The organism is Agreia pratensis (genome assembly GCF_900177685.1).
Lineage (GTDB): Bacteria > Actinomycetota > Actinomycetes > Actinomycetales > Microbacteriaceae > Agreia > Agreia pratensis.
On sequence record NZ_FXAY01000004.1, the window covers coordinates 111,921 to 134,984 of the forward strand.

Consider the following 23,064-nt stretch of genomic DNA (forward strand, 5'->3'; position numbering starts at 1 on the left):
CGAATGAGGCTCCAATGAAATCGATCAGACTCGTCCCCGTCGCTCTGCTGGCCAGCGCGGCCCTCCTGCTCACGGGGTGCGTCAACAACGAACCCACCGCGCCCGCGTCGAGCGGCACAGCCCCGGCCGTCGCGAAGGACGATGCCGCGGCGAAACTCCTTCCCAAAGACATCGCGTCGGCCGGCAAGCTCGTGATCGGCACCGACGCGACCTACGCCCCGAACGAGTTCAAGGATGCCGATGGCAATCCGACGGGCTGGGAGATCGAACTCGCCGACGCGATGGCGGCCAAGCTCGGACTGACGACCGACTATCAGATCGCCAAGTTCGACAACATCATTCCGTCAATCACAGGTGGAAAGTACAACCTCGGGCTGTCGTCGTTCTTCGATACGAAAGAACGCCAGCAGCAGGTCGACATGATCGACTACTACACCGCGGGAATCCAGTGGGCTTCGCTGGCCGACAAGAAGATCGACCCCGAGAACGCCTGCGGCATCAAGCTCGCCGTGCAGAACGGCACGACGGAGGCGCTCGACGATGGTCCCGCCAAGTCGGCGGCGTGTGTTGCGGCGGGCAAGGATCCGATCGACCTGCTCGGCTACGACACGCAGGATGACGCGACCGCAGCCGTCAGCCTCGGACGAGCCGACGCGATGTCCGCAGACTCTCCTGTGACGCAGTACGCGGTCGCACAGTCCGACGGCAAGCTCGTGACCTCGGGCGAGGTCTACTCGGTGTTCCTCTACGGCATGCCGATCGCCAAGGACTCGGGGCTTGGCGAGGCTCTTCAGGCCGCACTGCAGTCGTTGATGGATGACGGAACGTACACGGACATCCTCACCAAGTGGGGCGTCGAGCAGGGCGCGATCGACAAGATCGATATCAACGGCGCCACGGAGTAACTCGAATGGAGACCACAGGATCCTCGGGCCAGCCGGAGCGGATCGTCGCGATCCCGCTCCGGCATCCGGTTCGCAACGTCGTCGCCGTCGTCATCATCCTCATCGTCGTGCTGTTCGTCGTCGATGCGGCGTTCTTCCGCCCGGCGTACGACTGGCCGGCGGTGGGCAAGTACATCTTCGACGTGCGCGTCTCGCAGGCGGCGCTCGTCACCATCGAGCTGACCGTGTTGGCGATGGTGGGAGCGATCGTGCTCGGCACTCTCCTCGCCGTGATGAGGCTCTCGCCCAACCCGGTGTTGAAGTCGGTGGCCTGGGCCTACCTGTGGATCTTCCGCGGCACCCCCGTCTACGTGCAGCTGGTCTTCTGGGGCCTGCTCGCCACGATCTACAAGACCATCTCGGTCGGGGTGCCCTTCAGCTCGGACGTGCTGTTCAGCTGGACCACGCAGGATGCGATCAGCGTGTTCTGGCTCGCAGTCATCGGTCTTGCACTCAACGAGGCCGCTTATATGGCCGAGATCGTGCGAGCGGGAATGCTCTCGGTCGACCCCGGGCAGAGCGAGGCATCGACTGCTCTCGGCATGTCATGGTCGCAGACGATGCGTCGCATCATCATTCCGCAGTCGATGCGGGTGATCATTCCGCCCACCGGCAACGAGGTGATCTCGATGCTGAAGACGACCTCCCTCGTCACGGCGGTGCCCTTGTCGACCGACCTCTATACGCGCACGCGGGATATCTCGGCCGAAACGTTCAATCCCATTCCGCTGCTCATCGTGGCGTCGATCTGGTATCTGTTCTTCACGTCGCTGCTCATGATCGGCCAGTACTTTCTCGAGCGCCGCTTCGCCCGCGGGTCGAGGTTCGTCGATGTGGGGCCGGGAGCGGACAATCCGACGGTGCTCGTCGGCGCGACGCCGACGGCTCCGATCGCCGCGCAACCGGGCACCTCGACGGAAGGCCGATCCTCATGACCGAACCCCTCGCATCCATCCCCATGGTGATCGCCGACCGCGTCGTGAAGTCGTTCGGCTCGCACACCGTCTTGAAAGACATCTCGTTGACCGTGAACCGCGGCGAGGTGGTGTGCGTCATCGGGCCGTCCGGCTCGGGCAAGTCCACGTTCTTACGCTGCATCAACCACCTCGAGAAGCTCGACGGAGGCCGGCTCACGGTCGACGGCGAACTGATCGGGTATCGCCAGCGCGGTGACAAGATCTACGAACTCAAGCCCAAGGAAGCGGCGGCACAGCGCAAGGACATCGGCATGGTGTTCCAGCGCTTCAACCTGTTTCCGCATCTCACCGTTCTCGAGAACATCATGGAGGCACCGCTGCAGGTGAAGCGTCAGAGCCGTGCCGCGGCGTCTGCGCGTGCCCTCGAGCTGCTCGCCCGGGTCGGGCTTGCCGAGAAGGCGAAGGCCTACCCGGCGTCGCTGTCGGGCGGACAGCAGCAGCGCGTCGCGATCGCCCGGGCCCTGGCCATGGACCCGAAGCTGATGCTCTTCGATGAGCCCACGTCTGCGCTCGACCCCGAACTCGTGGGTGAGGTTCTCGACGTGATGAAGCAGCTCGCCAGAGACGGCATGACGATGATCGTGGTGACGCACGAGATGGGCTTCGCCAGAGAGGTCGCCGACTCGCTTGTCTTTATGGACGGCGGGGTCGTAGTCGAGCGAGGCGAGCCTCGCGAGGTGCTCACGAACCCTCAACAGGATCGCACGAAGGCATTCCTCTCGAAGGTGCTGTAGACGAAAAAAGCCCCGTGCCCGCTGAACAGCAGGCACGGGGCTTTTCGCGTCGTCTAGTGCGAGGAGCCCTCGGATTCGATCTCGGTGCGGTCGCCAGACCAGAGGGTGTGGAACGTGCCCTCTTTGTCGATGCGCTTGTAGGTGTGCGCTCCGAAGAAGTCGCGCTGTCCCTGCACGATGGATGCCGGCAGACGGTCTGCGCGCAGGCCGTCGTAGTAGGCGAGCGACGACGAGAACGCCGGCGTCGGGATTCCTGCCTGCACGGCGCTCACGACGACACGACGCCAGGCGTCCTGCGTTCCGGCGATGGCCTCGGTGAAGTACGGCGCGGTGACCAGGGCGACGAGGCCGGGGTTCTCGGCGTACGCCTCGGTGATGCGGTTGAGGAAGCGGGCGCGGATGATGCAGCCGCCGCGCCAGATCTTGGCGATCTCGCCCTTCTTGATGTCCCAGCCGTAGTGCTCTGCGCCGGCGACGATGGCGTCGAAGCCCTGCGAGTACGCGATGATCTTCGACGCGTAGAGCGCTTTGCGCACGTCTTCGATGAACGCGGCGGGGTCGTCGACGGCCACGGTCTCGCTCGGGCCGGGCAGGCTGCTGGATGCGGCGCGCTGGGCGGGCTTGGACGACAGCGCCCGGGCGAAGACGGCCTCGGCGATGCCCGAGACGGGAATGCCGAGGTCGAGCGCGGTCTGCACGGTCCAGACGCCTGTGCCCTTCGATCCGGCCTGGTCGAGGATCACATCGACGAGGGGGCGGCCGGTCTCGGCATCGACCTGACGCAGAACCTCGGCCGTGATCTCGATGAGGTAGCTCTCGAGCTCGCCGGTGTTCCACTCGGCGAAGACATCGGCGATCTGAGCGGGGGAGTAGCCGGTGCCGCGACGGATCAGATCGTATGCCTCGGCGATGAGCTGCATGTCGGCGTATTCGATGCCGTTGTGGATCATCTTGACGAAGTGGCCGGCGCCGTCGGTGCCCACGTGGGTGACGCAGGGCTCGCCCTCGGCGACCGCGGCGATCGAGGCGAGGATGGGGCCGAGCGTCTCGTACGCCTCGGCCGAACCGCCGGGCATGATGCTGGGGCCGTTGAGAGCGCCCTCCTCGCCGCCCGAGATTCCGGCGCCGACGAAGTTGAGGCCGCGCTCGCGCGCCGCCTTCTCGCGTCGGATGGTGTCGGTGAACAGCGCGTTGCCGCCGTCGACGATGATGTCGCCCTCTTCGAAGAGGTCGGACAGCTGACTGATCACCGCATCGGTGCCCTTGCCGGCCTGCACCATGATGATCGCGGTACGGGGCTTCTGCAGTGAAGCCACGAACTCCTCGATCGTCTTCGAAGCGACGAACTCGGCCTCGGGGTGCTCGCTGGTGAGAAGGTCGGTGCGCTCGGGCGAGCGGTTGTACACGGCTACCGTGTTTCCCTCGCGGCTGGCGAGGTTGCGGGCGAGATTCGAGCCCATCACGGCGAGGCCGACCACGCCGATGTTGGCGGTGGCCGTCGAACTTGAAGTGTCTGACACTGTCTGGTCTCCTAGGTGTTGTTCCGTCGTCTACAGCGTAGCTAACGGGGTTGTTCGGGGTCTCGTATATAGCGGTGAATGACGGCGAGGTCGTCGTCGCCGAGACCCGCCGCGACCAGGCCGTCGAACTGTCCGCGCAGCGCATCCAAAATCGGGGCGGCGGTGGCCGTCTCGACGGCCGCGGCGTGGGCGAAAGACAGGTCTTTGACCATGTAACGGGCGGCGCCCGTGGGGGAGTAGTCGCGCTCTACGAGCCTGTCCTTCTTGGTCTCGAGGACACGACTGCCGGCGTATCCGCCCTGCAAGAGCGTCAGCAGGGCGTCGAGGTCGAGACCGGAGCGCTCGGCGATGACGCTGGCCTCGCTGATCGCTGCCATCGTGGCGGCGACGATGAGCTGGTTGCAGGCCTTGGCGATATCGCCGGAGCCCAGAGGGCCGAGATGCACCGGCGTGCCGCAAGCCGACAGAAGGGGCAGGGCGATGTTGACGTCGGCCTCTGTGCCACCCACCATGATCGACAAGGTGCCCGCAGCGGCACCCTCCGTCCCTCCCGACACGGGCGCGTCGACGATGCGCATTCGGCCCTCCGTCTGCTGCCGTAACCGGTCGTCCGTCGCGCGGATGCCTGTGGGCGAGACCGACGAGCAGACGACGACCACACAGGTGGCCGGAGTCTCGGCCATGCCGCGATCTCCGAAAAGGAGTTCGTCGACCTGAGGAAGGTCGGGGACCATAAGAACGACGACGTCGCTTGCCTCGGCCACGTCGGCCGGGGTGTCGACCCAGGATGCGCCTGCCGACAGAACGGCGGCGGCTCGGTCGCGAGAGCGAGCCGTGACCGAGAGAGAGTGTGGGAACGCGGCGAGGAGATTCAGCGCCATGGGGGTTCCCATATTGCCGAGACCGATCATGCCGATCGAAAGTCGTTCGTCGGAGGATGCTGTATGCGCCATTGACATGTGAACAGCATATAGAACACTGTTCACAGTAGTGAATAGCTGGATAGACTGAAGCTCAGACAAGTTTACGGATTTCTAAGGACCTTTGACGTGACCCGAGAAGACCATCGACTCCGCGTTGTGGCGGCGACCCCGATCAGTGAAGAGCTCATCGAGATGGTCGTCGCGCGCGAGCCCCGTATCGATTTCATCCGCGACCAGGAGCTTCTGCCTCCCATGCGCTTCCCCGGCGACCACTCAGGAGATCCCTCTTTCGAACGCGCTCCGGAACAGCAGGAGCGCTTCGAAGCTCTGATCGACAGTGCCGAGGTGTTGTACGGCCTGCCAGACGAATCGGCGACCGCACTCAAGCGAGCTGCCGACGCGAACCCGGATCTTCGTTGGGTTCAGGGCATGCCCGCGGGTGTGGGAGGTCAAGTGAAGAAGGCCGGCCTGACCGCCGATCAGCTCGAACGTGTGGCCGTGACCTCGTCGGCCGGCGTGCATGTCGGGCCGCTCGCCGAGTTCGCCGTCTTCGGTCTTCTCGCGGGTGCCAAGACTCTCCCGCGGTTGCAAGAACAGCAGCGCGAGCACCGCTGGACCGACCGGTGGAACATGAAGCACCTGGGTCAGCAGACGATTCTCGTCGTGGGGCTCGGCAGTATTGGTCGCGAGACCGCTCGAAAACTGAAGGCGATGGGGGCGAAGGTCATCGGAACCAGTCGGCACGCGACGCCCGTGGAGCACGTCGACGAGGTCGTGCATCCCGACAGTCTCGCCGAGGTTGTGGCACGCGTCGACGGGATCGTCGTCACGCTCCCAGGAACGTCTGCGACCGAGAAGATGATCGATGCCCGTGTGCTCGCGAACGTCGTTCCCGGTACCACTCTCGTGAACGTGGGCCGCGGCACCGTCATCGACGAAGAGGCCCTCGTCGCCGCTCTCGCCGATGGGCGAGTCGGCTTCGCGGCGCTGGATGTGTTCGCGTCCGAGCCGCTGTCAGAAGACAGCCCGCTCTGGGATTCGCCTCACGTGCTGGTGAGCCCGCACACCGCTGCGGTCAACTCTGAAGAGGACCGACTTATTGCCGAACTCTTCGCAGAGAACGCGCGGCGTTATCTCGACGGCGAAGATCTGATCAATCGGGTTGATACGGTCGAGTTCTACTAGCCGACGGGCCGCGAGTCCGAGTCGAAGGGGAGACGATGGCCGTTCCAGACACCGAGGCCGACAAGGCTGCGCTCGCTCCGGCGGTCGTGAAGGCCGTCAAGATCCTCGATCTTCTCGCGGAGACGCCGGGGCGCGCCCGTGCCTTGAGTGACATTGCACGTGAGCTGGGCATCGCGAAGTCCTCCACGTCCAATCTGTGCGCCTCCCTCGAGGAGGGCGGACTGGTGCGTCGCACGGAGAGTGGCTTTCTTCTGGGTAGGCGCGCTGTCGAGCTCGGCAGCGCGTATCTCGCCGGGTTCGATCAGATCCGCGAGTTCTATCGCATCTGCGAGGAGTCTGAGGTGCTGCGCTCTCAGCTCGTGCAGATCGCGATGCTCGACGGGGCGCGGGTCCTGTATCTGGCCGTGTACGAGGGGCGCGAGAGGTTTCCCCTCTCGGCCAGCGTGGGCGATCGCTATCCGGCATCCGCGACCGCCGTGGGCACCGCTCTGCTCGCCGAGCTCGATCCGCAGCGCATCGAGGCACTCTTCAGGGAGCCCAGCCACCTCGTGACCCTCACGAATCGATCGACCGCCGACCTCGAGTCGTTGCAGGCGAAGCTCGAAGAGACGCGAACGCGCGGATACGCGATAGACGACGGTGAAGTGCACCTCAGTGTGCTCGGACTCGCCGTTCTCATCCCGTCGAGCCGGGTGGGCGAACCCTCGTTCAGCATCGGGGCGTCTCTCGTGCATCCGGGAGACACCCAGGAGCAGCGCGATGACGTTCTCGATGCTCTGCGTGTGGCCGCCGATGAATTGACGCGTCCTCTGCTTGTCGCGTGATGGTCGCGGATAAAGTGAGCGCAAAGTAATTCGTTCACAATGTTGAACTCTGTTCAGCGGAGTGTTAGCGTCGGTCTCGGCGGGCAAAGCAGCCCGCTGAGGTCGACGCCTCGAAATCAACGGTGACTTCTCGTAGAGCACCGCGTGAGGTGTCTCCGAGCGAGGGGAACAACCGTGACTACACACGATCAAGCGACACCGGCCAGGGCATCCGACGATCCCGACTACGCTGCGAATCTTCGTCGAGCAACGCTCGCCTCCAGCGTGGGAAGCGCGCTCGAGTACTACGACTTCGCTCTCTATGGGCTGGCCTCGGCGCTCATCTTCTCCAAGGTCTTCTTCAGCGGTCTCGATCCCGCGGTGGGTGTCGTGGCGAGCATGGCCACGTTCGGAGTCGCCTTTATCGCGCGCCCGCTCGGCGGTATCTTCTTCGGAACCATCGGAGACCGTCTCGGTCGCAAGTGGGTTCTTCTCGTCACGATCGCTCTGATGGGCGGAGCGTCGACGCTCGTCGGCGTTCTGCCGAGCTACGAGCAGGTCGGCATCTGGGCTCCCATCCTCCTCGTCTTCATGCGTTTGCTGCAGGGATTCGGGGCCGGTGCCGAGCAGGCCGGTGCGACCGTGCTCATGGCCGAGTACGCGCCCGTTCGTCGTCGAGGCTTTTTCGCTGCTCTGCCCTTCATCGGCATCCAGGCCGGAACTCTTCTCGCGGCCGGCGTCTTCGTCTATCTCGGTACGCTGCCGACCGAAGTGCTTCTGTCGGGCGTCTGGCGCATCCCATTCCTGGCCTCGATCGTTCTCATCGGGGTCGCCCTGTTCATCAGGCTCCGGCTGCGCGAGAGCCCGACGTTCGTGCAACTCGAGAAGCAGGAACAGGTCGCCGACAGCCCGCTGAAAGAGATCTTCACGAGTTCCTTCCCCTCTGTTCTGCGCGGCATCGGTCTCCGGATGGCGGAGAACGGTGGCTCGTACCTCTTCAACACGCTCGCCGTGAGCTATGTGGTCGGCACCATCGGAATCGGCGCGTGGATCGGGCCGCTGGCCGTCGCGGTCGGCTCTCTGGTGGGCATGATCTCGGTGCCCTTCGCCGGGCACCTGTCCGACCGGTTCGGACGGCTCCCGGTCTACCGATTCGGGGCAGCGTTCCTGCTCGTGCTCGCTTTCCCGGGCTGGTGGCTGCTGTCGCTCGGCAACCCCGTCATCGTGATCATCGTGATCGCCGTCGCCATCGGCTTCGGTGTCAACACGATGCTCGGCGCGCAGTGCGCGATGTTGCCGGAGCTCTTCGGCAACCGTCACCGCTACATCGGTGTAGCCACCTCACGTGAGTTGAGTGCCGTGCTGGCCGGAGGCCTTGCCCCCGTTCTCGGCGCATGGTTCATCGCCATCACAGGTGGAGCATGGTTGCCGCTCGCGATCTACGTCTTCGTACTTGCGGCCATCACCCTCGGCACCACGTTCATCACTCCTGAGACGCGTGGACGAGACCTGACGCGGCTGCAGGACGCCGTGCTCGACAGCGATGAAGACGTGCGCACCCGTCCCACCGCCATGGTCTCGAAGAAGGAACACCTTGCTCGGTCCTCTTTCGTAGGGGGATCCCGATGACCGATCTATTCGATCTCACCGGCCGTACTGCCCTCGTCACTGGCTCGAGCCGAGGAATCGGCCTCACCCTCGCCCGAGGTCTGGCGACCGCTGGCGCGCGCGTCGTGCTGCACGGTCGCGATCAGGCCACGCTCGACGCGGCCCGCGAAGACGTTCTGGCCTCGTCGGATGTCGAGGTCTTCACCGCCACGTTCGACGTCACGGATCGCGACGCGGTCGACTCCGGCGTGACTCGTATCGAGTCGGAATTCGGCGACATCGACATCCTCGTCAACAACGCGGGAATCCAACGCCGGGCGCCGTTCACCGAATTCGCCGTCGACGACTGGAACGATCTGATCGCGACCAATCTGTCGAGCGCGTTTTTCGTCGGACAGCGGGTCGCACGCGGCATGGTGCGTCGAGGCTCGGGCAAGATCGTGAACATCGGCTCGGTGCAGTCTCAGCTCGGGCGGCCAGGTATCGCTGCCTACGCGGCGACCAAGGGTGGCATCGCCATGCTGACCAAGGGGATGTGCGCCGATCTCGGACCGAGCGGAGTGCAGGTCAACGCGCTCGCGCCCGGGTACTTCGCGACCGAGCTCACCAAGGCGCTCGTCGACGATGCGGTCTTCAGCGAGTGGGTCAGAACACGCACCCCGGCCGGTCGCTGGGGCGACACACAGGATCTGGTGGGCACGCTCGTGTTCCTCTCATCGCGTGCATCGGACTTCGTCAACGGGCAGATCGTCTACGTCGACGGTGGAATGACCGCGGTCGTCTGACCCATGGGCTGGTTTTCACCTCTTACTCGCACTCTCTGAAAGGCACCGCTATGCGCATCGCTCGACTTGAGACATCCCATGGCCCGAGCCACGCCGTGGCCGACGCTACCGGCTGGCGGCACATTGCCGACCCCTTCGCCGATGAGCTCGTGTTCACGGGCGGATCGACGGCGTTTGACGACGCCGTTCTGCTCGCACCCGTCGATCCTCGCGTGCTACTCGGGATCGCGCAGAACAAGGGCAACAACGACCACGTGCTGCCCATTCAGGCCTGGTACAAATCACCCCACACGGTGACCGGCCAGAACGCGACCATCGAGATCGTGCGCGGAGTAGGCCAGGTCAATATCGAGGGCGAGCTGGCCGTGGTGATCGGTCGGCACGCGTCAAAGCTCACTCCAGAGAATGCTCTCGACGCGGTGCTCGGCTACACGATCGCGAACGACGTGACCAACGTCGATCAGGTTCCGATCGATGAGAAGAACTTTCAGAGCAAGAGCGGCCCGAGCTATACACCGCTCGGCCCGTGGATCGAGACCGAGATCGCCGATCCCGAATCCGTGCCCACCGAGGTCGCCATCAACGATGTCGTGCTCGCCGAATCGGGCTCATTCAATCTCGGCTCGACGGTGGTCGAGACTCTCGTCTACGTCACGTCGTGGCTTGACCTCGAGGCCGGCGACGTCGTGATGACGGGAGCCCCTCGGACCTTTCTTCCCGTCGAGCCCGGTGATCGGGTCGACATCCGCCTCGAGGGAATCGGAACCCTCAGCAGCACGATCGTCTAGGAGACGCGCCCGATGAATTCCAGCAGTGAAGCACCCTCGGTCGATGTCTCCGTCGGCGTCGTGGCCCACGCGAAAGACGATCTGCGCGTCGAGAACATCGCCGTGCCTGTGGCCCGTTCCGACCAGGCGATCATCGACGTGGCCTACGGGGGAATCTGCGGTTCCGACCTTCACTACTGGTTGCACGGAGCTGCTGGCGAGTCGATCCTGAAGCGGCCCATGCTCCTGGGGCACGAGGTGGTGGGCACGGTGCGGGTCGCGGCCGCCGACGGCTCGGGACCCGCGGCCGGCACCCGCGTGGCGGTGCATCCGGCCACGCCCGGAGCGGGCGACGGCTCTCGCTATCCCGAGGATCGGCCCAATCTGTCACCCGGATGCACCTACCTCGGCAGCGCCGCCAGGGACCCGCACACCGATGGAGCTTTCGCGTCTCGTGTCGCGCTTGACGCACGGATGCTTCGCGCACTTCCCGAGGGACTGTCGTTGCGCGACGCGGCGCTCGTCGAGCCGGCCAGTGTGGCCTGGCACGCGGTCTCCCGAGCGGGCGACGTGCGGGGCAAGCGAGTTCTCGTGATCGGAAGCGGTCCGATCGGAACGCTGATTGTCTCCGTGCTGAAGCGCGCCGGAGCCGCCGAGATCATCGCGACCGACATGTTCGAAGGACCGCTCGCCATCGCGTCGGCAGTCGGAGCCGATAGGACGATCCTGGCGACTGATGCTGCAGCCATCGCCGCGGTCGATGCGGACATCGCGCTCGAATCGTCGGGCAGCCACCGCGGCCTCGCCTCGGCCATGCGTGGAGTGACGCGCGGCGGCCGAGTCGTGATGGTCGGGCTCCTGCCATCGGGCGAACAGCCCGCCCTCATCTCTCTCGCCATCACTCGTGAACTCGAGCTCGTCGGGTCGTTCCGATTCAACGACGAGATCGATGACGTGATCGCCGCGCTCGCGGACGGTTCGCTGCGGGTGGGCCCCGTCGTCACCCATGAGTTCGGCGTCGACGAGGCGTTGCAGGCGTTCGCGGTGGCGAAAGATTCCGCGGCGTCAGGAAAGGTGCTGCTGCGGTTCTGAGCGCACGAGGTCGGCCCGGTCGGGCGCGCGCTGCAGACGTCTGCTCTGCGGAACGACATAGTCGTTGGTCTCCGGCAGCACAGAGCGCAGATAGCGCTGATTCGTGCCGCTGACGCTCAGGCCGTCGCCTCCGTATTGCTCGCAGCAGATGACGCCCTGAAATCCACACGAGAGTGCGATGTCGAGAGCCTCTCGGTAGCTGATCACACCGCCCTCGAGTGTCGAGGGCACGGCGGTGTATCTGCCCGAGCTCCTGTCCTCGTCACGCTGGTAGTTCTTCACATGCCAGTAGTTCGCGTAGGGGAGAGTGCGCTCGAGAACGTCGCGCCAGTCGTCGATCGCACGGTGCAGCCTCAACAGGTTGCCCGTATCCGGATTCAGCCCGACAGAGTCGAGCCCGATGTCTTCGACGAGGTGCACCGCAGAATCTGCCGTGCCCAGGTAGGTGTCCTCGTACATCTCGAGGCTCAGGAGGACTCCGACCTCCTGTGCGTGACGCCCCAGCTCTCGCAGACGGGTCACCGCGCGCGCCCACATGTCAGGATCGCCCACCGGGTCTTGGTGGCCCGTGACAGTCCAGAACCAGAGCTGTTCCTTCTGTTCGGCGGTGAGTTCCTGATGCAGACCGACCGACACGACGCCCGCGCCGATCGACGCTGCCGCATCGATGGCCCGGTGGCTGTAGTCGAGGTTCTCGTCGCCGCGGCTCGCATGAAGCACGCTTCGGCGGATGAGCGAGATGGCCGGAGTCGAGAGGCCCTCCGACCTCGCCGCCTCCGCGAACGCGCTGAGCCGGGCCGGCAGCAAATCGGCAGCACGCACCCATACGTCGGTGAGATCGACACTGCGGAACCCCGCCCGAGCGACCTGGTGGAAGGCCGCAGCCCACCTGTCGGGCGTGGCATCCTGCGCCTTCGTGCCGTCTCTCGCGACGGAGGAGAACTGGAGTAGGGCGACGGCGATCGGCCAGGTATCGGCGCTATAGGGCATGACGGGCCCCTTTCATTCGAGGTGCGTAGGGCGGTGACGCTGGAAGCGGTGGTGCGGGGCGGATGCGCTGATGGCGCATCCACCCCGGCTCGGTGCGGCTACTTGCCCCACATCTTCGTGAACACGTCGCGGTAGCCGCTATCGGGATCGAAGACGTCGCCGCTCGGCACGTTCTTCACCGTGATGAGGCCGGGCGCCGGAACGAAGGTCGACGGATCGGTGCCGGCGAATGCGCGGTTGGTCTCGTCGATCAGCTGCCAGGCCTCGAGAACGAGCGGCTCGGCGACGGTCGCCGACTGGTAGTCGACGTTCCGGATGCGCTGGAACTCGGCGGGGTCGCCGTCTCCCGCGGCGACGGACTGCGGTGAGCCGGCAGGGTCCTTGCCGGCTGCCCTCAGCGCCTGCTGGGCTCCGCCGAAGTAGTTGCCGTTGATCGCGAGCAGATACGTCAGCTTGTCACCCTGCTCTTGGAGGAGATTCGAGATCAGCCCTGGCATGCGCTGGCTCGCCTCGGCGATGGGCGAATCGTTGTAGCTCAGCACGGAGCATCCCGAACAGGCCTCGATGTACGCCTTCATCGCGTCGGCCTTCTTGACGGCGATGCCGTACTGTCCATCGGTGAAGATGGCGACCCCGGCCTTGCCGTCGGAGTCTGCCACCGCGTAGGCGGCCGCGAGTTGAGACACCTGCAGTGGGTCGGTGCTCACGTTTGTGAACAGCCCGTTGCCCGGACCCGTGTCCGCGCCGGCATGCCAACCGAGGACCGGGATCCCTGCTTCCGTCGCCTGCTTGATCGAGCTGGCAGACTCCGTCGGGTCTGAGCCGCCCAAGATGATCGCGTCGGACTTCGCCGCGATCGCCTGATTCATCGCCGTGGTGCGGCCCTGGGCGGATGCCTTGCCATCGTAGACGTCGACGGTCCAGCCCATGACGGCCGCGGCTTCCTGCAGGCCGGTGGCCACGGCGTTCACGCCGCCGTTCGTCAGGTCGCTTCCCACATATGCGATCTTGGCGCCGGGCTTCTGGGCTGTGGGTCCGTCGGTCGACGGCGTGAAGCCCGTGGCTGCACTGAGACTGTCAGCGACGAGTTTCTTGGAGGCTTCGACGATGTCGCCCTCGGGGATGATCGAGGAGAAGTCCTCGGCAGCGGCGGACGCGGCACCTGTTCCGCCCGTCTTTTCCGCCACACTGCCGCTGGAGCACGCGGAGACGCCGATGAGGACTGCGACGGTGAGGCTCGCCAGGGCGGCCCGGCCGACCGTTCTAGGGATGGTCATGGCTCATTTCTCTTCTCTGTTGGTGAAGGACACGGCGTCGTCGCCGTGCGGTTCTTCGGGGGTTTCGGCGGGTGGAGCGACGATCGGAGCGTCGGCGCGGGAGGCGCGGCGCCGGCTTGCGAGCGAGGCGATGGTGATGGCGGCGACCAGGGTGAGTCCGTTGAAGAGGGGCTCGAGGAAGAACTGGCCGGGGATGAGCTGCTGCAGGCCCGAGATGCCGATCGTGGCGATGACGACACCGAGAATCGTTCCGAGCGCGTTGACGCGGCCCGGCTTGATAGTCGTCGAACCGAGGAAGGCGGCAGTCAGGGCGGGCAGAAGGTATTCCGGGCCGATATTGGCCTGAGCGACACCCGCCTGCTTCGATGCGAGCAGCACGCCGGCCACGGCGGTCAGCACACCGGAGGCAACCATGGCGGAGACGACATAGCGACGGCGGTTGACGCCGGTGAGTTCCGCCGCCCGGGGGTTCGCTCCCACGGCATAGAGGTATCGCCCGGCGGGGAGGAATTCGAGCACGAGCCACAGCAGGAGGGCAAGGACGAGGGCGATGACGAAGGGGCCGGGAACAGGGCCGAGCGACCAGGTCGAGAGCGCGTCGAACGCGCTCGCCCGCACGCCGGCGTTGTCGGTCACCTGGCGCCCTCCGGTCGTCCAATAGGTGATCGCGAAGATGACCTGGCCGGTGGCGAGTGTCGCGATGAACGCGTCGACCTGGGCGAGTTCCACCAGAAGGGCATTGAACAGCCCCACGAGGGCGCCTCCGAGCAGACTGAGAACGATCACCAGCCGGTAGTCCATGCCGGCGATCTGCCATTGCAGGGCCATCACCTGCCAGAGTCCGACTCCATAGCCGATAGACAGATCGATCTTGCCGGCCACCATGGGGATGGTCACGGCGATCGCGAGGATCAGCAGCGTCGACTGACTCGACGCGAGCAGCTGGAAGTTCAGCAGCGTAGCGAACGTGTCCGGCCGGGCGATCGCGAAAATCACGAAGAGTACCCCGGTCAGCACGACCATGCCGTAGACGGTCGTGAGCTTGCGGTACCAGGGAGCGGATTTCGGCGGCTCCAGTGCCGTCGATTTCAGCGATGTGTTCATTGTCATGATGCGCTCCCTTCGAGCACGGTGGTCTGTCTGTCGAGGTCGGATGCGGCCGCGATCAGGTTTGCAATGGTGAGGTCTGCACCCGTGATCTCGGCGACGACCTTGCCTCTGCCGAAGACGATTGCGCGGTGGGCGATGGCGGTGACCTCCTCCATATCGGTCGAGACCACCACGGCCGCGGTGCCTTCTCTGGCGGCGTCGCGCAGGAGGGCGTAGATATCGGCTTTTGCTCCCACGTCGACGCCCATCGTCGGCTCTTCGAGCACCACGGCCTTGCGGCCTACGCCGAACCAGCGGGCGAGGATGACCTTCTGCTGATTTCCTCCGGAGAAGGTGTCGAGCGGTAGTTCCGGGTCGGATGGGCGCACGCCGAAATCATCGATGTAGCGGCGAGCCGCTATCTTCTCTGCCCGGGCTCCGCGGAACTGCCAGAACCGCCTGCCCCACACCGCCGGATTCAAGAAGAGATTCTCGCGCGCCGACAGGCCGGCTCCCACGGCCTCGCTCTCTCTGTTCGACGTTGCGAAGCCGACGCCCGCTTCGACGGCGACGCGGGGATTCTTGGGTTCGAACGCTGCTCCGTCGAGTTCGAGCGAGCCCGCACGCACTCTGGCGTCTCCGGCTATGGCGCGGCCTATCTGCTCATGGCCTGCCCCGCGGAGTCCGCAGAGTGCGACGACTTCGCCGCGGTGCACATCGAGAGAGACGGGTCCGACGTTGCCGACCGCCACCTGGTCGAGACGCAGTCGCACTTCGCTCTGTGGTGCGTCGAAGGTGGGGTTGACCGTGTTGCGTCCCACGATGAGATCGACCAGTTCACGGTGACTGAGCGACGCAACCACTCGATCGCCGACGACCTGACCGCTGCGCATCACCACCGTGCGTGTCGAGATCTGATAGATCTCGTCGAGCCTGTGCGATACATAGATCATTCCGACGCCCGAGTCCCTGAGCCTTCTGAGCACGGAGAAGAGACGCTCCACGTCTTCGGCGGGGAGCGAGGCAGTGGGCTCGTCGAGTACGAGGAGCTTCGGTTTGGTGACGAGGCCGCGCGCTATGGCGAGGAGGCTGCGCTCGGTGCGCGGCAGATCGAAGATCCTGGCATTCGGGTCGATTCCTCCGCCGACGAGCTCGAGTACCTCGCTCGCTCGCCTCATCACCGCCGCGTGGTCTATGAACCCCAGCCGTTTCGGGTAGCCGAGCACCTGTGCGATGTTCTCGGCCACCGTCATCCATTCGATGAGGCCCAGGTTCTGATGGATGAAGGAGATACTGCGGCGGGTCTGGCCGCTTGCGAGGTCGGCACCGGCGAGAGTCATGGTTCCGCTGTCGGGCTTGTAGACGCCCGCGAGCATCTTGATGACCGTCGACTTTCCGGCACCGTTCTCTCCGAGCAGCGAGACGACCTCGCCCTGGTGCACATCGAAACTCACACTCTGAGCGGCGTGGGTGGCGAAGAACGACTTGTCGAGATTCCTGACTTCGAGCAGAGGAATCATGGGTACTCCCGTTCGGGTTGAGGGTGGGATCTTGATGTTTTCGGCATGGCTGAAGAGCCCCGATGTCGCGGGCTGAGACGTCGGGTGAGAAAGGAGCGGGGCTGCGCGGGTTCTAGGTCGCGGCTCCGGCGAGCTGCCTCGACAGCTTGCGCAGGTCGAGGATCAACCGGTCACGCAGCTCGGGGGTGGCGCGGTACGACAGGAGTGTCGAACTCACCGCCGTGGGTTGGCGTAGCCCTGTGATGGCGACACCGAAGCACGTCACCCCGGTCGTGTTCTGCTGATCATCGATCGAGTATCCGCGTACCCGGATGGCGGCGAGGTCCCGGCGCAACTCGTCGACGGTGCGGAAGGAGTGATTGGTGAGACGCGGCATCTCGGTGACGTGTTCGAGGCGTGCGTTCATCTCTTCTTCTGGAAGGGACGCGAGCATCGCTTTGCCTAGTCCCGTCACCACGGCCGGCAGCCGGTGACCGATGTCTGTGGCCAGGCGCACCGGCTGGTTTCCGTTGTGCCGCGCCAGGTAGAGCACGTCCAATCCGTCGAGAACAGCGATCAGCGCGGTCTCCTCTCGGAGCGTCGGGAGCATATTTGCGAGCCGGCGAAACTCCGAGACGAGATCGGTCGACGACAGCACCGACTGGCCCAGCTCAAGCACCTTGTAACCGAGAACCCAGCCGCGCGAGAGCTGCCTGGCCATACCCGCCGCTTGAAGTGTCGTCATCAGATTCGAGATCGATGACTTGGCCATCCCCGTAACCCTGGCGATTTCGGAGAGAGTAACCGGGCCCTTGTTGTGTGCCATGAGATCGAGGACGCGCACGGCTCGCATCACAGCGGGAACCGGAGTGGATGATTCCCGAGCTTGAGTGATATCGATGAGTGCCATTCTCACGCCTCCTGCGGTCGTGCGGGCGTCGTTGACGCGGCATCTCTGGTCGACGTCGCGATGGAGTAGAGGCTCGTGCTCGCCGTGATGAAGAGGGTCGTGCCGTCGGGGCCGCCGAAGCACAGATTCGAGACGACTTCGGGCACCGCGATGTGACCCAGGCTTCTGCCATCGGGGGAGTAGACGCTCACGCCTGACGCGGTCGAGGTCCAGACGTTGCCCTCGATGTCGACGCGGAAGCCATCAGAGATGCCGTCGCCGATGACGGCGAAGATACGGCCGTTCTTGCATCGGGTGCCGTCGACGTCGTAGGCGCGGATGTGATGATTGCCGCCGTCGGTTCGCAGTGCCGCAGACGTGTCTGAGACGTAGAGAATCGACCCATCGGGCGAGAAGGCCAGTCCGTTCGGCTCCTCGACGTCGATGACGACCGGTCGCGTGTCGCCGGTGTCGACATCGTGCCGGAAAACGAAGTTGTCGCCATACTCTCGCTCGCCGGGGTGGCCTTCGATCGACACGACGATGCCGTAGGGCGGGTCGGAGAACCAGATGCTGCCGTCTGCGGCCACGACGACGTCGTTGGGGGAGTTCAGACGCACGCCGTTGTACGAGTCGACGATCGGTGTCACGACACCATCTCTGTCGCGCTCGATTCTCCTGCGCCCATGAGAACACTGAATGACCGACCCGTCGTGATCGAGTGTGCGCCCGTTCGTGAACTCGACATCGCTGGCGTAGACGGAGACAGACCTGTTGACCGCGGAGTACTCCAGAATCCGGTTGCCGGGGATATCGCTCCACCGAACGGACTGTGTTGACGGCATCCATACCGGGCCTTCAGACCAGGTCGCACCCGTCGCGAGTACCGCGAGTTCCGCTCCCGTGGGGATCAATCCACTGAGACCGGATGTCTCGGGGGAACGAGCGTCCATGGTCACCTCCGTTGGTTGATAGCAACTACAGCACCACTGGAGTCGACGCGCAATATTCTGTTCGAAATACCGAACGCTGTTTATTCCTCTGAATTGCGTGACGGCGAGTCCTCGGCGCTCGCGCTCTGCGCTTCCGCAACGAGCTCGTCCAGTACGAGGCCCACGGCACGGCGAGCTGCTCTATCAGGCCGCATCAGAACCTCGATATGTCGGCCTGCTCTCAGATCGGTGAGGGGGAGCAGCGCGTATCGACCGGGCGACCGCTCGAGCGAGGTGTTGCGCGGCAGCAGCGCGACGCCGTGACCTGCCGCCACGAGTTTCTCGGCGAGCGGCAGATGCGTCGTGCGGTGCACGACCCTGGCGGCCGTGCCGGCCTGGGCCGACATCGCCTGGAGAACACGGTCGAGCGGAAAGTCGATGGGCACCCCGATCCAGTTCTCGCCGATCACATCAGCGGGTGAGACTCGCGATCGTGTCGCGAGGTGGTGATCGAGCGGCAGGGCCACGTCGAGCGGCTCCCTCAAGAGGGGCACGACACTCAGGCGCTCGCGGTCGGGTGGCAGCACGTCGTCGGAGCGATGAGCGACCACGACATCGAAGTCGCTCGTCAGAGCGGCGAAGTCGTCTTGCGAGACGTCGCGGTCCGAGATCTCCAGCGCGATACCGGAGTGTGCGCGCATTCGGGTGAGGAGCCCGGGCACGAGAAGCTCCGCCGCCGAGTAGAAGATCGCCATTCGCACGGTTCCGGATGCGCCGCCCTGGAATGCGCTCCAGGTCGCCTCGGCCTCGGCGATGGCCGTCGCCACTCGCACGGAGCTCTCGGCCAGCGCATGGCCGGCATCGGTGAGACGCACGCCGCGGCCAACCCGTTCGACGAGCACCGTGCCCATCTGGCGTTGCAGAGTTCGCAACTGCTGCGACACCGCGCTCGGGGTCTTGCCCAGGGCATAGGCCACCTCGGTGACGCTGCCGCGTTCGGCAAGCTCTCGAAGCAGGGCGAGCTGATTCACATCCATGAAGTCAGGCTACAAAGTAGATACCTTCTGATGCAATTGTCCTTCACTGACAACTAGGCCACCATGGGGCATATGTCCCCTCGCGATCGACTTCTTGCCGTACTCGTGGCCGTGTGCTGGGGGCTCAACTTTCCCGCCACCGCGCTCGCCCTCGATCACTTCCCTCCCTTCTTTCTCGTGGCTTTCAGATTCGCGTTGATCGCCATCCCGACGGTGCTGTTCGTGCCTCGACCGGAGATCAAGCTGCGCTGGCTGCTCGGCGCAGGTCTCGGCATCGGCCTGCTCCAATTCGCGTTCCTCTACGCGGGCATGGCCGCCGGGATGCCGAGCGGACTCGCCTCGCTCGTGCTGCAGGCATCCGCCCCGTTCACCGTGCTGATCGCGGGAATCTGGCTGCGCGAGCGGATCACCCAGCGGCAGGCGATCGGCATCGCCGTCGCCGTGCTCGGACTAGCGGCGATCGCGGTGCACAGGGCTCAGGTGGCCGCGTTGCTCCCCGTCATCCTCACCCTGTGCGGCGCGCTCGGCTGGGCGATCGGCAACGTCTCGACGCGCAAGGCCGAGGCCCCGAACCCGTTCCGCCTCACGCTGTGGATGTCGGTGGTGCCGCCGGTTCCGATGCTCGCGCTCGCGTTGCTGGCCGAGGGTCCGCAGCGCATCGGCGACAGTCTCGGAACGATGTTCACTCTCGACGCGCTGCCAGCTGTATTCGGGCTGCTCTACATCGTGCTCATCGCCACGCTCGTCGGCTACGGAATCTGGGGCGGCCTTCTGAAGCGCAACCCCTCGAGTGTGGTCGCACCCTTCTCTATGCTCGTTCCCGTCGTGGGCGTGCTCGCATCGTGGCTGGCGTTCGGAGAGGTCATCGACACCGTCGAATTGATCGCCGGGGTGTTCGTGGTGGGCGGCGTTCTGTTCGCCAGCACGCGCCGTAGACGGGTGGCGGTGCCGGCCACAGCCTGAAAGGATCGCTGCATGTCTCAGCGAATCTTCTCCGCATCCGACTTCCAAGAACCTTCTGTCCGTGGGTCGCGATCCGGAGGAGGGTCGGTCGTTGCCCGGGTGGTCAGCTCGCTGATCGGGCTGATCCTCACTGTGCCCGCGCTGCTGATGGTGATCGCGGGCGGAGGCCGGGCTTACCAGCAGATCCTCCAGGAGGCTCGCACCGACGCCGACATCGGCGCGATTCTCCTCGCCGTCGCCGGGTTGGTGCTCCTCATCGTGGTCGTGCTGTCCGGCCTGCTCTCGGCAGCCGGGCCGCTGGTCGGCGGAGTCATCGTGACCGCGGCCGGTCTGGCCTTCCTTCTCGACCCGAGCCTTGTCGAGCAGGCGTCGCGGGCGCTGCCGGGGTTCGGGCGCACCGGCGTGATAACGCTCAGCCTCTGGTGTCAGTCCGGCCTCCTCCTCGCCGTGGGCGTCACGTTGCTCGCATCGGCGCTGGCCCGTGTCATCGCCTCACGCTCGGGTGCTGCTCGCTCCCGCGGCGTGCGTGCCGTCGTGTCGATCATCGTGGCCGTCGTCGCGACGATGGGAGGGCTCGCCTTGCTCGTGGTCGGATCGACCGCACTGCTGCGGTCGGCAGGGTCGTACGGCGCTCGTTCGCTCGATACCCCTTCGCTGCTGATTCTTCTGGGCGGATGTCTCGTTCTGGGCGGAGTGGCACTCACCGCGGCCTGGAGTTCGGTCGGCACGGCGATCATTGGCACGATCGTGCTGCTCGCCGGCCTGGCGGGGTTCCTCCCGGCTGTGTCGACCGCCGCATTTCGCGCTGTCGCGCCGTTGTCCTCGGATGCCGCGGGAGGGGCATCCAGTGTCTTGACGATCGGCTTCGTCGCCGCAATCGGCGTGACGTTGATCGGTGTGGCGGCATCCTGTGCCCGAGCGCGGCGAGCGGTGCGCTGACCCGCCGTGTACACTGGCCACTGAACTTCGGCGAGGGATGCCGTTCGGCGTGCGGCCAAGGCGCCCGAAAGCATCCGTTATCGACGCGGTGGATGAGGCACGCAAGAACTGGGTCTTTCCTCTCGCAATACGCGGTCGAGTTGAATCATTGACACTAACGATGCGGGCCTCGTGGCTCGCCAAGGAGCATTCTCATGGCTGACAAAAAAGAAGCCCAGAACGACAACAGCGTTGTAGCCGAGGTTCGCACCTCGTTCGGCAAGGGCGCTGCCCGCAAGATCCGCGCCGTCGGCAAGATCCCCGCCGTTCTCTACGGTCACGGCACCGAGCCCGTGCACATCACGCTGCCCGGCCACCAGGTCGCGCTGATCCTGCGCAAGGCGAACGCCGTTCTCGACCTCGACATCGAGGGCACCGAGCAGGCCGCCCTGGTCAAGGACGTCCAGAAGGACCCCGTTCTGCAGATCATCGAGCACATCGACCTCATCGTCCTACGCAAGGGTGAAAAGGTCCAGGTCGAGGTTCCGATCCACGTCGAAGGTGAGTCGTTCGCCGGCACGCTGGCGTCGCTCGACGAGAACACGCTGCTCGTCGAGGTGCTGGCCATCAGCATCCCGGAGCGCATCGTCGTGAACATCGAGGGCGCCGTCGAGGGCACCCAGATCCTCGCCAAGGACGTCGTGCTGCCCGAGGGCGCCACGCTCGTCAGCGACCCGGAGCTGCTCGTCATCAACGTCACCGTTCCTGAAGAGGCCGACCTCGGCGACTCGCTGAGCGCGGGCGACGAGGCCACCGGTTCGCCCGAGGCTGCCGAGTAACACCTCTTTACACGCTACGTGAGGCACGAAACTGTCTGACAACGTCTGGCTCGTAGCCGGGCTCGGGAATCCCGGGCCCGGCTACGCTGGCAATAGGCACAATGTGGGCCAGATGGTCCTCGCCGAACTGGCCGCGCGAATCGGCGCGAAGTTCGGCAAACACAAAACGAACTCCACGGTCGCCGAGGGGTTTCTGCGCCCGGGCGGGCCGAAGCTGATTCTGGCCAAGCCCAATTCGTTCATGAACAACTCGGGTGGCCCGGTCTCGCAGCTTCTGAACTTCTACAGTCTCGAGCCATCGAGGCTCATCGTTGTGCACGACGAGCTCGACATTCCGTTCGACACTCTCCGGCTGAAGTCGGGGGGCGGTCCGGGCGGTCACAACGGCATCAGAGACATCATCAGCGCCGCCGGAACACCCGACTTCATCCGCGTGCGGGTCGGCGTGGGTCGCCCGCCCGGTCGAATGGATGCGGCCGACTTCGTGCTGCGCGACTTCTCGGCCGCCGAGCGTCAGGCTCTGCCCAATCTCCTCGTGGATGCCGCTGACGCCGTCGAGAAGATCGCCGACGACGGGCTGACGGCCGCCCAGCAGCACTTTCATTCAATCAATTGACGCACTCACCTGCTTGACGCCAGACGTCAGCCGACGTTGCTGAAGATCTCTGGAGCAGAGGCGAAGGTCACGGCGTAGAACACGACGAACGAGATCACCGGTGTGGCGACGGCGAGGGCCATGGCGACGATTCCGAATGCTCTGCCGCGTTTTGTGATCGTGGCGATGAGGCCCTGCACGAGGGCCCACAGACCGAGAAGCGATCCGGCGACGAAGAAGACGGTGCTCAGCACTCCGAACGCGGCGATGCCGGGGTCGTCGCTGGTGATGACCGTCTGGTCGATGACGCCTCCGGCGGTGATCGCCTTGCCCGCGATAGGCGCGAAGGCGAGGCCGCCGACGACGGAGAGCACGACGGCGAAGAGAAGAACGACAAGGCCGGCGACGAACGCCACCACTCCGAGCGTCTTCGGCTTCGCCGGGGGAGCGTTGTGGAAGACGGCGGACGTCGGAGTGAAGGTCGAGGCGGCGAAAGGCTGAGCTTCTGCGGCCGGGTGCTGCGGTCGCGCGTCGGTGGGCGAGGCCTCGACAGGAGGAGTCTGCGAAGCGGGCGCGTACTCGCCGTAGCGGGGTCGTGGGCGGTCGTCGCGAGCGGGCTCGGATGGTTCGATGGGGGGAACGTTCGACACGGGAGTCCTCAGAACGGTTCGGGCAGAGTGAGTCCTAAGGAACTCTAC

General features: G+C 65.2%; 23 protein-coding genes. 13 read left to right on the top strand and 10 right to left on the bottom strand.

Translation table 11 applies throughout. The annotated features are described in order from the left end of the window. The first annotated feature begins 14 nt into the window (after positions 1-14). Genes B9Y86_RS12650 through B9Y86_RS12660 form a run of 3 tightly spaced genes read left to right on the top strand, consistent with a single transcriptional unit; the run spans position 15 to position 2,655 of the window. Complete coding sequence (locus tag B9Y86_RS12650; RefSeq protein WP_085486591.1) at positions 15-905, top strand: ABC transporter substrate-binding protein; 891 nt, start codon at positions 15-17, stop codon at positions 903-905. 5 nt (positions 906-910) lie between these two features. Beyond that, positions 911-1,879, top strand: a complete 969-nt coding sequence (locus tag B9Y86_RS12655; RefSeq protein WP_085486593.1) for an amino acid ABC transporter permease — start codon at positions 911-913, stop codon at positions 1,877-1,879. Next, positions 1,876-2,655 (top strand): amino acid ABC transporter ATP-binding protein, encoded by a 780-nt coding sequence (locus B9Y86_RS12660; protein ID WP_085486595.1) that lies wholly within the window; start codon positions 1,876-1,878, stop codon positions 2,653-2,655. The genes B9Y86_RS12655 and B9Y86_RS12660 overlap by 4 nt, the downstream gene beginning before the upstream one ends. 53 nt (positions 2,656-2,708) lie before the next feature. On the opposite strand, the gene gndA is transcribed toward B9Y86_RS12660, so the two are convergent. Together gndA and B9Y86_RS12670 are read right to left on the bottom strand one after the other, a co-directional pair. Beyond that, positions 2,709-4,175 (bottom strand): NADP-dependent phosphogluconate dehydrogenase, encoded by a 1,467-nt coding sequence (gene gndA, locus B9Y86_RS12665; RefSeq protein ID WP_085486597.1) that lies wholly within the window; start codon positions 4,173-4,175, stop codon positions 2,709-2,711. A gap of 41 nt (positions 4,176-4,216) precedes the next feature. Next, positions 4,217-5,134: an NAD(P)-dependent oxidoreductase gene (locus B9Y86_RS12670; RefSeq protein WP_228515489.1), complete on the bottom strand. Its 918-nt coding sequence runs from the start codon at positions 5,132-5,134 to the stop codon at positions 4,217-4,219. 90 nt (positions 5,135-5,224) lie between these two features. Between B9Y86_RS12670 and B9Y86_RS12675 the strand changes: the two genes are divergently transcribed. From B9Y86_RS12675 to B9Y86_RS12700, 6 genes are all read left to right on the top strand, one after another. After that, on the top strand, positions 5,225-6,283 hold the full coding sequence (locus tag B9Y86_RS12675) for a D-2-hydroxyacid dehydrogenase (RefSeq protein ID WP_244894750.1): 1,059 nt from the start codon (positions 5,225-5,227) through the stop codon (positions 6,281-6,283). Positions 6,284-6,318: 35 nt separating this feature from the next. Then, positions 6,319-7,107, top strand: coding sequence for an IclR family transcriptional regulator (locus B9Y86_RS12680; RefSeq protein WP_085486601.1), 789 nt, complete (start codon positions 6,319-6,321; stop codon positions 7,105-7,107). A gap of 174 nt (positions 7,108-7,281) precedes the next feature. Next, the gene (locus B9Y86_RS12685; RefSeq protein WP_085486603.1) at positions 7,282-8,715 is read left to right on the top strand and encodes an MFS transporter; all 1,434 of its coding nucleotides are present in this window, start codon (positions 7,282-7,284) and stop codon (positions 8,713-8,715) included. Next, entirely contained in the window at positions 8,712-9,479 is a 768-nt protein-coding gene (locus tag B9Y86_RS12690; protein WP_085486605.1) for an SDR family oxidoreductase, read from the top strand. The genes B9Y86_RS12685 and B9Y86_RS12690 overlap by 4 nt, the downstream gene beginning before the upstream one ends. Before the next feature lie 50 nt (positions 9,480-9,529). Next, a complete protein-coding gene (locus B9Y86_RS12695) occupies positions 9,530-10,267 on the top strand; it encodes a fumarylacetoacetate hydrolase family protein (RefSeq protein ID WP_085486607.1) in 738 nt (245 codons plus the stop codon). 12 nt (positions 10,268-10,279) lie between these two features. Then, complete coding sequence (locus tag B9Y86_RS12700) at positions 10,280-11,338, top strand: L-idonate 5-dehydrogenase (RefSeq protein ID WP_085486609.1); 1,059 nt, start codon at positions 10,280-10,282, stop codon at positions 11,336-11,338. Here B9Y86_RS12700 and B9Y86_RS12705 read toward each other — a convergent pair. The 7 genes from B9Y86_RS12705 to B9Y86_RS12735 all read right to left on the bottom strand — a co-directional run bounded on the left by B9Y86_RS12705 (position 11,312) and on the right by B9Y86_RS12735 (position 19,051). Continuing rightward, entirely contained in the window at positions 11,312-12,328 is a 1,017-nt protein-coding gene (locus B9Y86_RS12705; RefSeq protein WP_085486611.1) for a sugar phosphate isomerase/epimerase family protein, read from the bottom strand. The genes B9Y86_RS12700 and B9Y86_RS12705 overlap by 27 nt on opposite strands. A gap of 98 nt (positions 12,329-12,426) precedes the next feature. Further along, positions 12,427-13,605, bottom strand: a complete 1,179-nt coding sequence (locus tag B9Y86_RS12710; RefSeq protein WP_085486613.1) for a substrate-binding domain-containing protein — start codon at positions 13,603-13,605, stop codon at positions 12,427-12,429. 3 nt (positions 13,606-13,608) lie between these two features. Continuing rightward, on the bottom strand, positions 13,609-14,715 hold the full coding sequence (locus B9Y86_RS12715) for an ABC transporter permease (RefSeq protein WP_217809207.1): 1,107 nt from the start codon (positions 14,713-14,715) through the stop codon (positions 13,609-13,611). Then, complete coding sequence (locus tag B9Y86_RS12720) at positions 14,712-16,214, bottom strand: sugar ABC transporter ATP-binding protein (RefSeq protein WP_085486617.1); 1,503 nt, start codon at positions 16,212-16,214, stop codon at positions 14,712-14,714. The genes B9Y86_RS12715 and B9Y86_RS12720 overlap by 4 nt, the downstream gene beginning before the upstream one ends. 112 nt (positions 16,215-16,326) lie before the next feature. Beyond that, positions 16,327-17,103: an IclR family transcriptional regulator gene (locus B9Y86_RS12725; protein ID WP_085486619.1), complete on the bottom strand. Its 777-nt coding sequence runs from the start codon at positions 17,101-17,103 to the stop codon at positions 16,327-16,329. Positions 17,104-17,105: 2 nt separating this feature from the next. Next, complete coding sequence (locus B9Y86_RS12730) at positions 17,106-18,035, bottom strand: SMP-30/gluconolactonase/LRE family protein (RefSeq protein WP_085486621.1); 930 nt, start codon at positions 18,033-18,035, stop codon at positions 17,106-17,108. 80 nt (positions 18,036-18,115) lie between these two features. Beyond that, complete coding sequence (locus tag B9Y86_RS12735; protein ID WP_085486623.1) at positions 18,116-19,051, bottom strand: LysR family transcriptional regulator; 936 nt, start codon at positions 19,049-19,051, stop codon at positions 18,116-18,118. Positions 19,052-19,123: 72 nt separating this feature from the next. Here B9Y86_RS12735 and B9Y86_RS12740 point away from each other — a divergent pair, with 72 nt between their 5' ends. From B9Y86_RS12740 to pth, 4 genes are all read left to right on the top strand, one after another. Further along, the gene (locus tag B9Y86_RS12740; protein ID WP_085486625.1) at positions 19,124-20,014 is read left to right on the top strand and encodes an EamA family transporter; all 891 of its coding nucleotides are present in this window, start codon (positions 19,124-19,126) and stop codon (positions 20,012-20,014) included. Between the two features lie 12 nt (positions 20,015-20,026). Further along, positions 20,027-20,953 (top strand): hypothetical protein, encoded by a 927-nt coding sequence (locus tag B9Y86_RS12745; protein ID WP_139824886.1) that lies wholly within the window; start codon positions 20,027-20,029, stop codon positions 20,951-20,953. Between the two features lie 194 nt (positions 20,954-21,147). Then, a complete protein-coding gene (locus B9Y86_RS12750; protein WP_085486629.1) occupies positions 21,148-21,771 on the top strand; it encodes a 50S ribosomal protein L25/general stress protein Ctc in 624 nt (207 codons plus the stop codon). A gap of 31 nt (positions 21,772-21,802) precedes the next feature. After that, entirely contained in the window at positions 21,803-22,387 is a 585-nt protein-coding gene (pth, locus tag B9Y86_RS12755) for an aminoacyl-tRNA hydrolase (protein ID WP_085486631.1), read from the top strand. 26 nt (positions 22,388-22,413) lie between these two features. Here the strand turns inward: pth and B9Y86_RS12760 are convergent, their stop codons facing one another. After that, a complete protein-coding gene (locus tag B9Y86_RS12760; protein ID WP_085486633.1) occupies positions 22,414-23,016 on the bottom strand; it encodes a DUF6264 family protein in 603 nt (200 codons plus the stop codon). Positions 23,017-23,064: the final 48 nt, after the last annotated feature.

Coding starts and splice junctions, on each gene's coding strand:
- B9Y86_RS12720 (WP_085486617.1), bottom strand. CDS start 16,214: ATGATTCCTCTGCTCGAAGTCAGGAATCTCGACAAGTCGTTCTTCGCC.
- B9Y86_RS12705 (WP_085486611.1), bottom strand. CDS start 12,328: ATGCCCTATAGCGCCGATACCTGGCCGATCGCCGTCGCCCTACTCCAG.
- B9Y86_RS12730 (WP_085486621.1), bottom strand. CDS start 18,035: ATGGACGCTCGTTCCCCCGAGACATCCGGTCTCAGTGGATTGATCCCC.
- B9Y86_RS12750 (WP_085486629.1), top strand. CDS start 21,148: ATGGCTGACAAAAAAGAAGCCCAGAACGACAACAGCGTTGTAGCCGAG.
- B9Y86_RS12695 (WP_085486607.1), top strand. CDS start 9,530: ATGCGCATCGCTCGACTTGAGACATCCCATGGCCCGAGCCACGCCGTG.
- B9Y86_RS12710 (WP_085486613.1), bottom strand. CDS start 13,605: ATGACCATCCCTAGAACGGTCGGCCGGGCCGCCCTGGCGAGCCTCACC.
- B9Y86_RS12740 (WP_085486625.1), top strand. CDS start 19,124: ATGTCCCCTCGCGATCGACTTCTTGCCGTACTCGTGGCCGTGTGCTGG.
- B9Y86_RS12715 (WP_217809207.1), bottom strand. CDS start 14,715: ATGACAATGAACACATCGCTGAAATCGACGGCACTGGAGCCGCCGAAA.
- B9Y86_RS12680 (WP_085486601.1), top strand. CDS start 6,319: ATGGCCGTTCCAGACACCGAGGCCGACAAGGCTGCGCTCGCTCCGGCG.
- B9Y86_RS12700 (WP_085486609.1), top strand. CDS start 10,280: ATGAATTCCAGCAGTGAAGCACCCTCGGTCGATGTCTCCGTCGGCGTC.
- B9Y86_RS12670 (WP_228515489.1), bottom strand. CDS start 5,134: ATGTCAATGGCGCATACAGCATCCTCCGACGAACGACTTTCGATCGGC.
- B9Y86_RS12725 (WP_085486619.1), bottom strand. CDS start 17,103: ATGGCACTCATCGATATCACTCAAGCTCGGGAATCATCCACTCCGGTT.
- B9Y86_RS12735 (WP_085486623.1), bottom strand. CDS start 19,051: ATGGATGTGAATCAGCTCGCCCTGCTTCGAGAGCTTGCCGAACGCGGC.
- B9Y86_RS12660 (WP_085486595.1), top strand. CDS start 1,876: ATGACCGAACCCCTCGCATCCATCCCCATGGTGATCGCCGACCGCGTC.
- B9Y86_RS12690 (WP_085486605.1), top strand. CDS start 8,712: ATGACCGATCTATTCGATCTCACCGGCCGTACTGCCCTCGTCACTGGC.
- B9Y86_RS12745 (WP_139824886.1), top strand. CDS start 20,027: ATGTCTCAGCGAATCTTCTCCGCATCCGACTTCCAAGAACCTTCTGTC.
- B9Y86_RS12650 (WP_085486591.1), top strand. CDS start 15: ATGAAATCGATCAGACTCGTCCCCGTCGCTCTGCTGGCCAGCGCGGCC.
- B9Y86_RS12655 (WP_085486593.1), top strand. CDS start 911: ATGGAGACCACAGGATCCTCGGGCCAGCCGGAGCGGATCGTCGCGATC.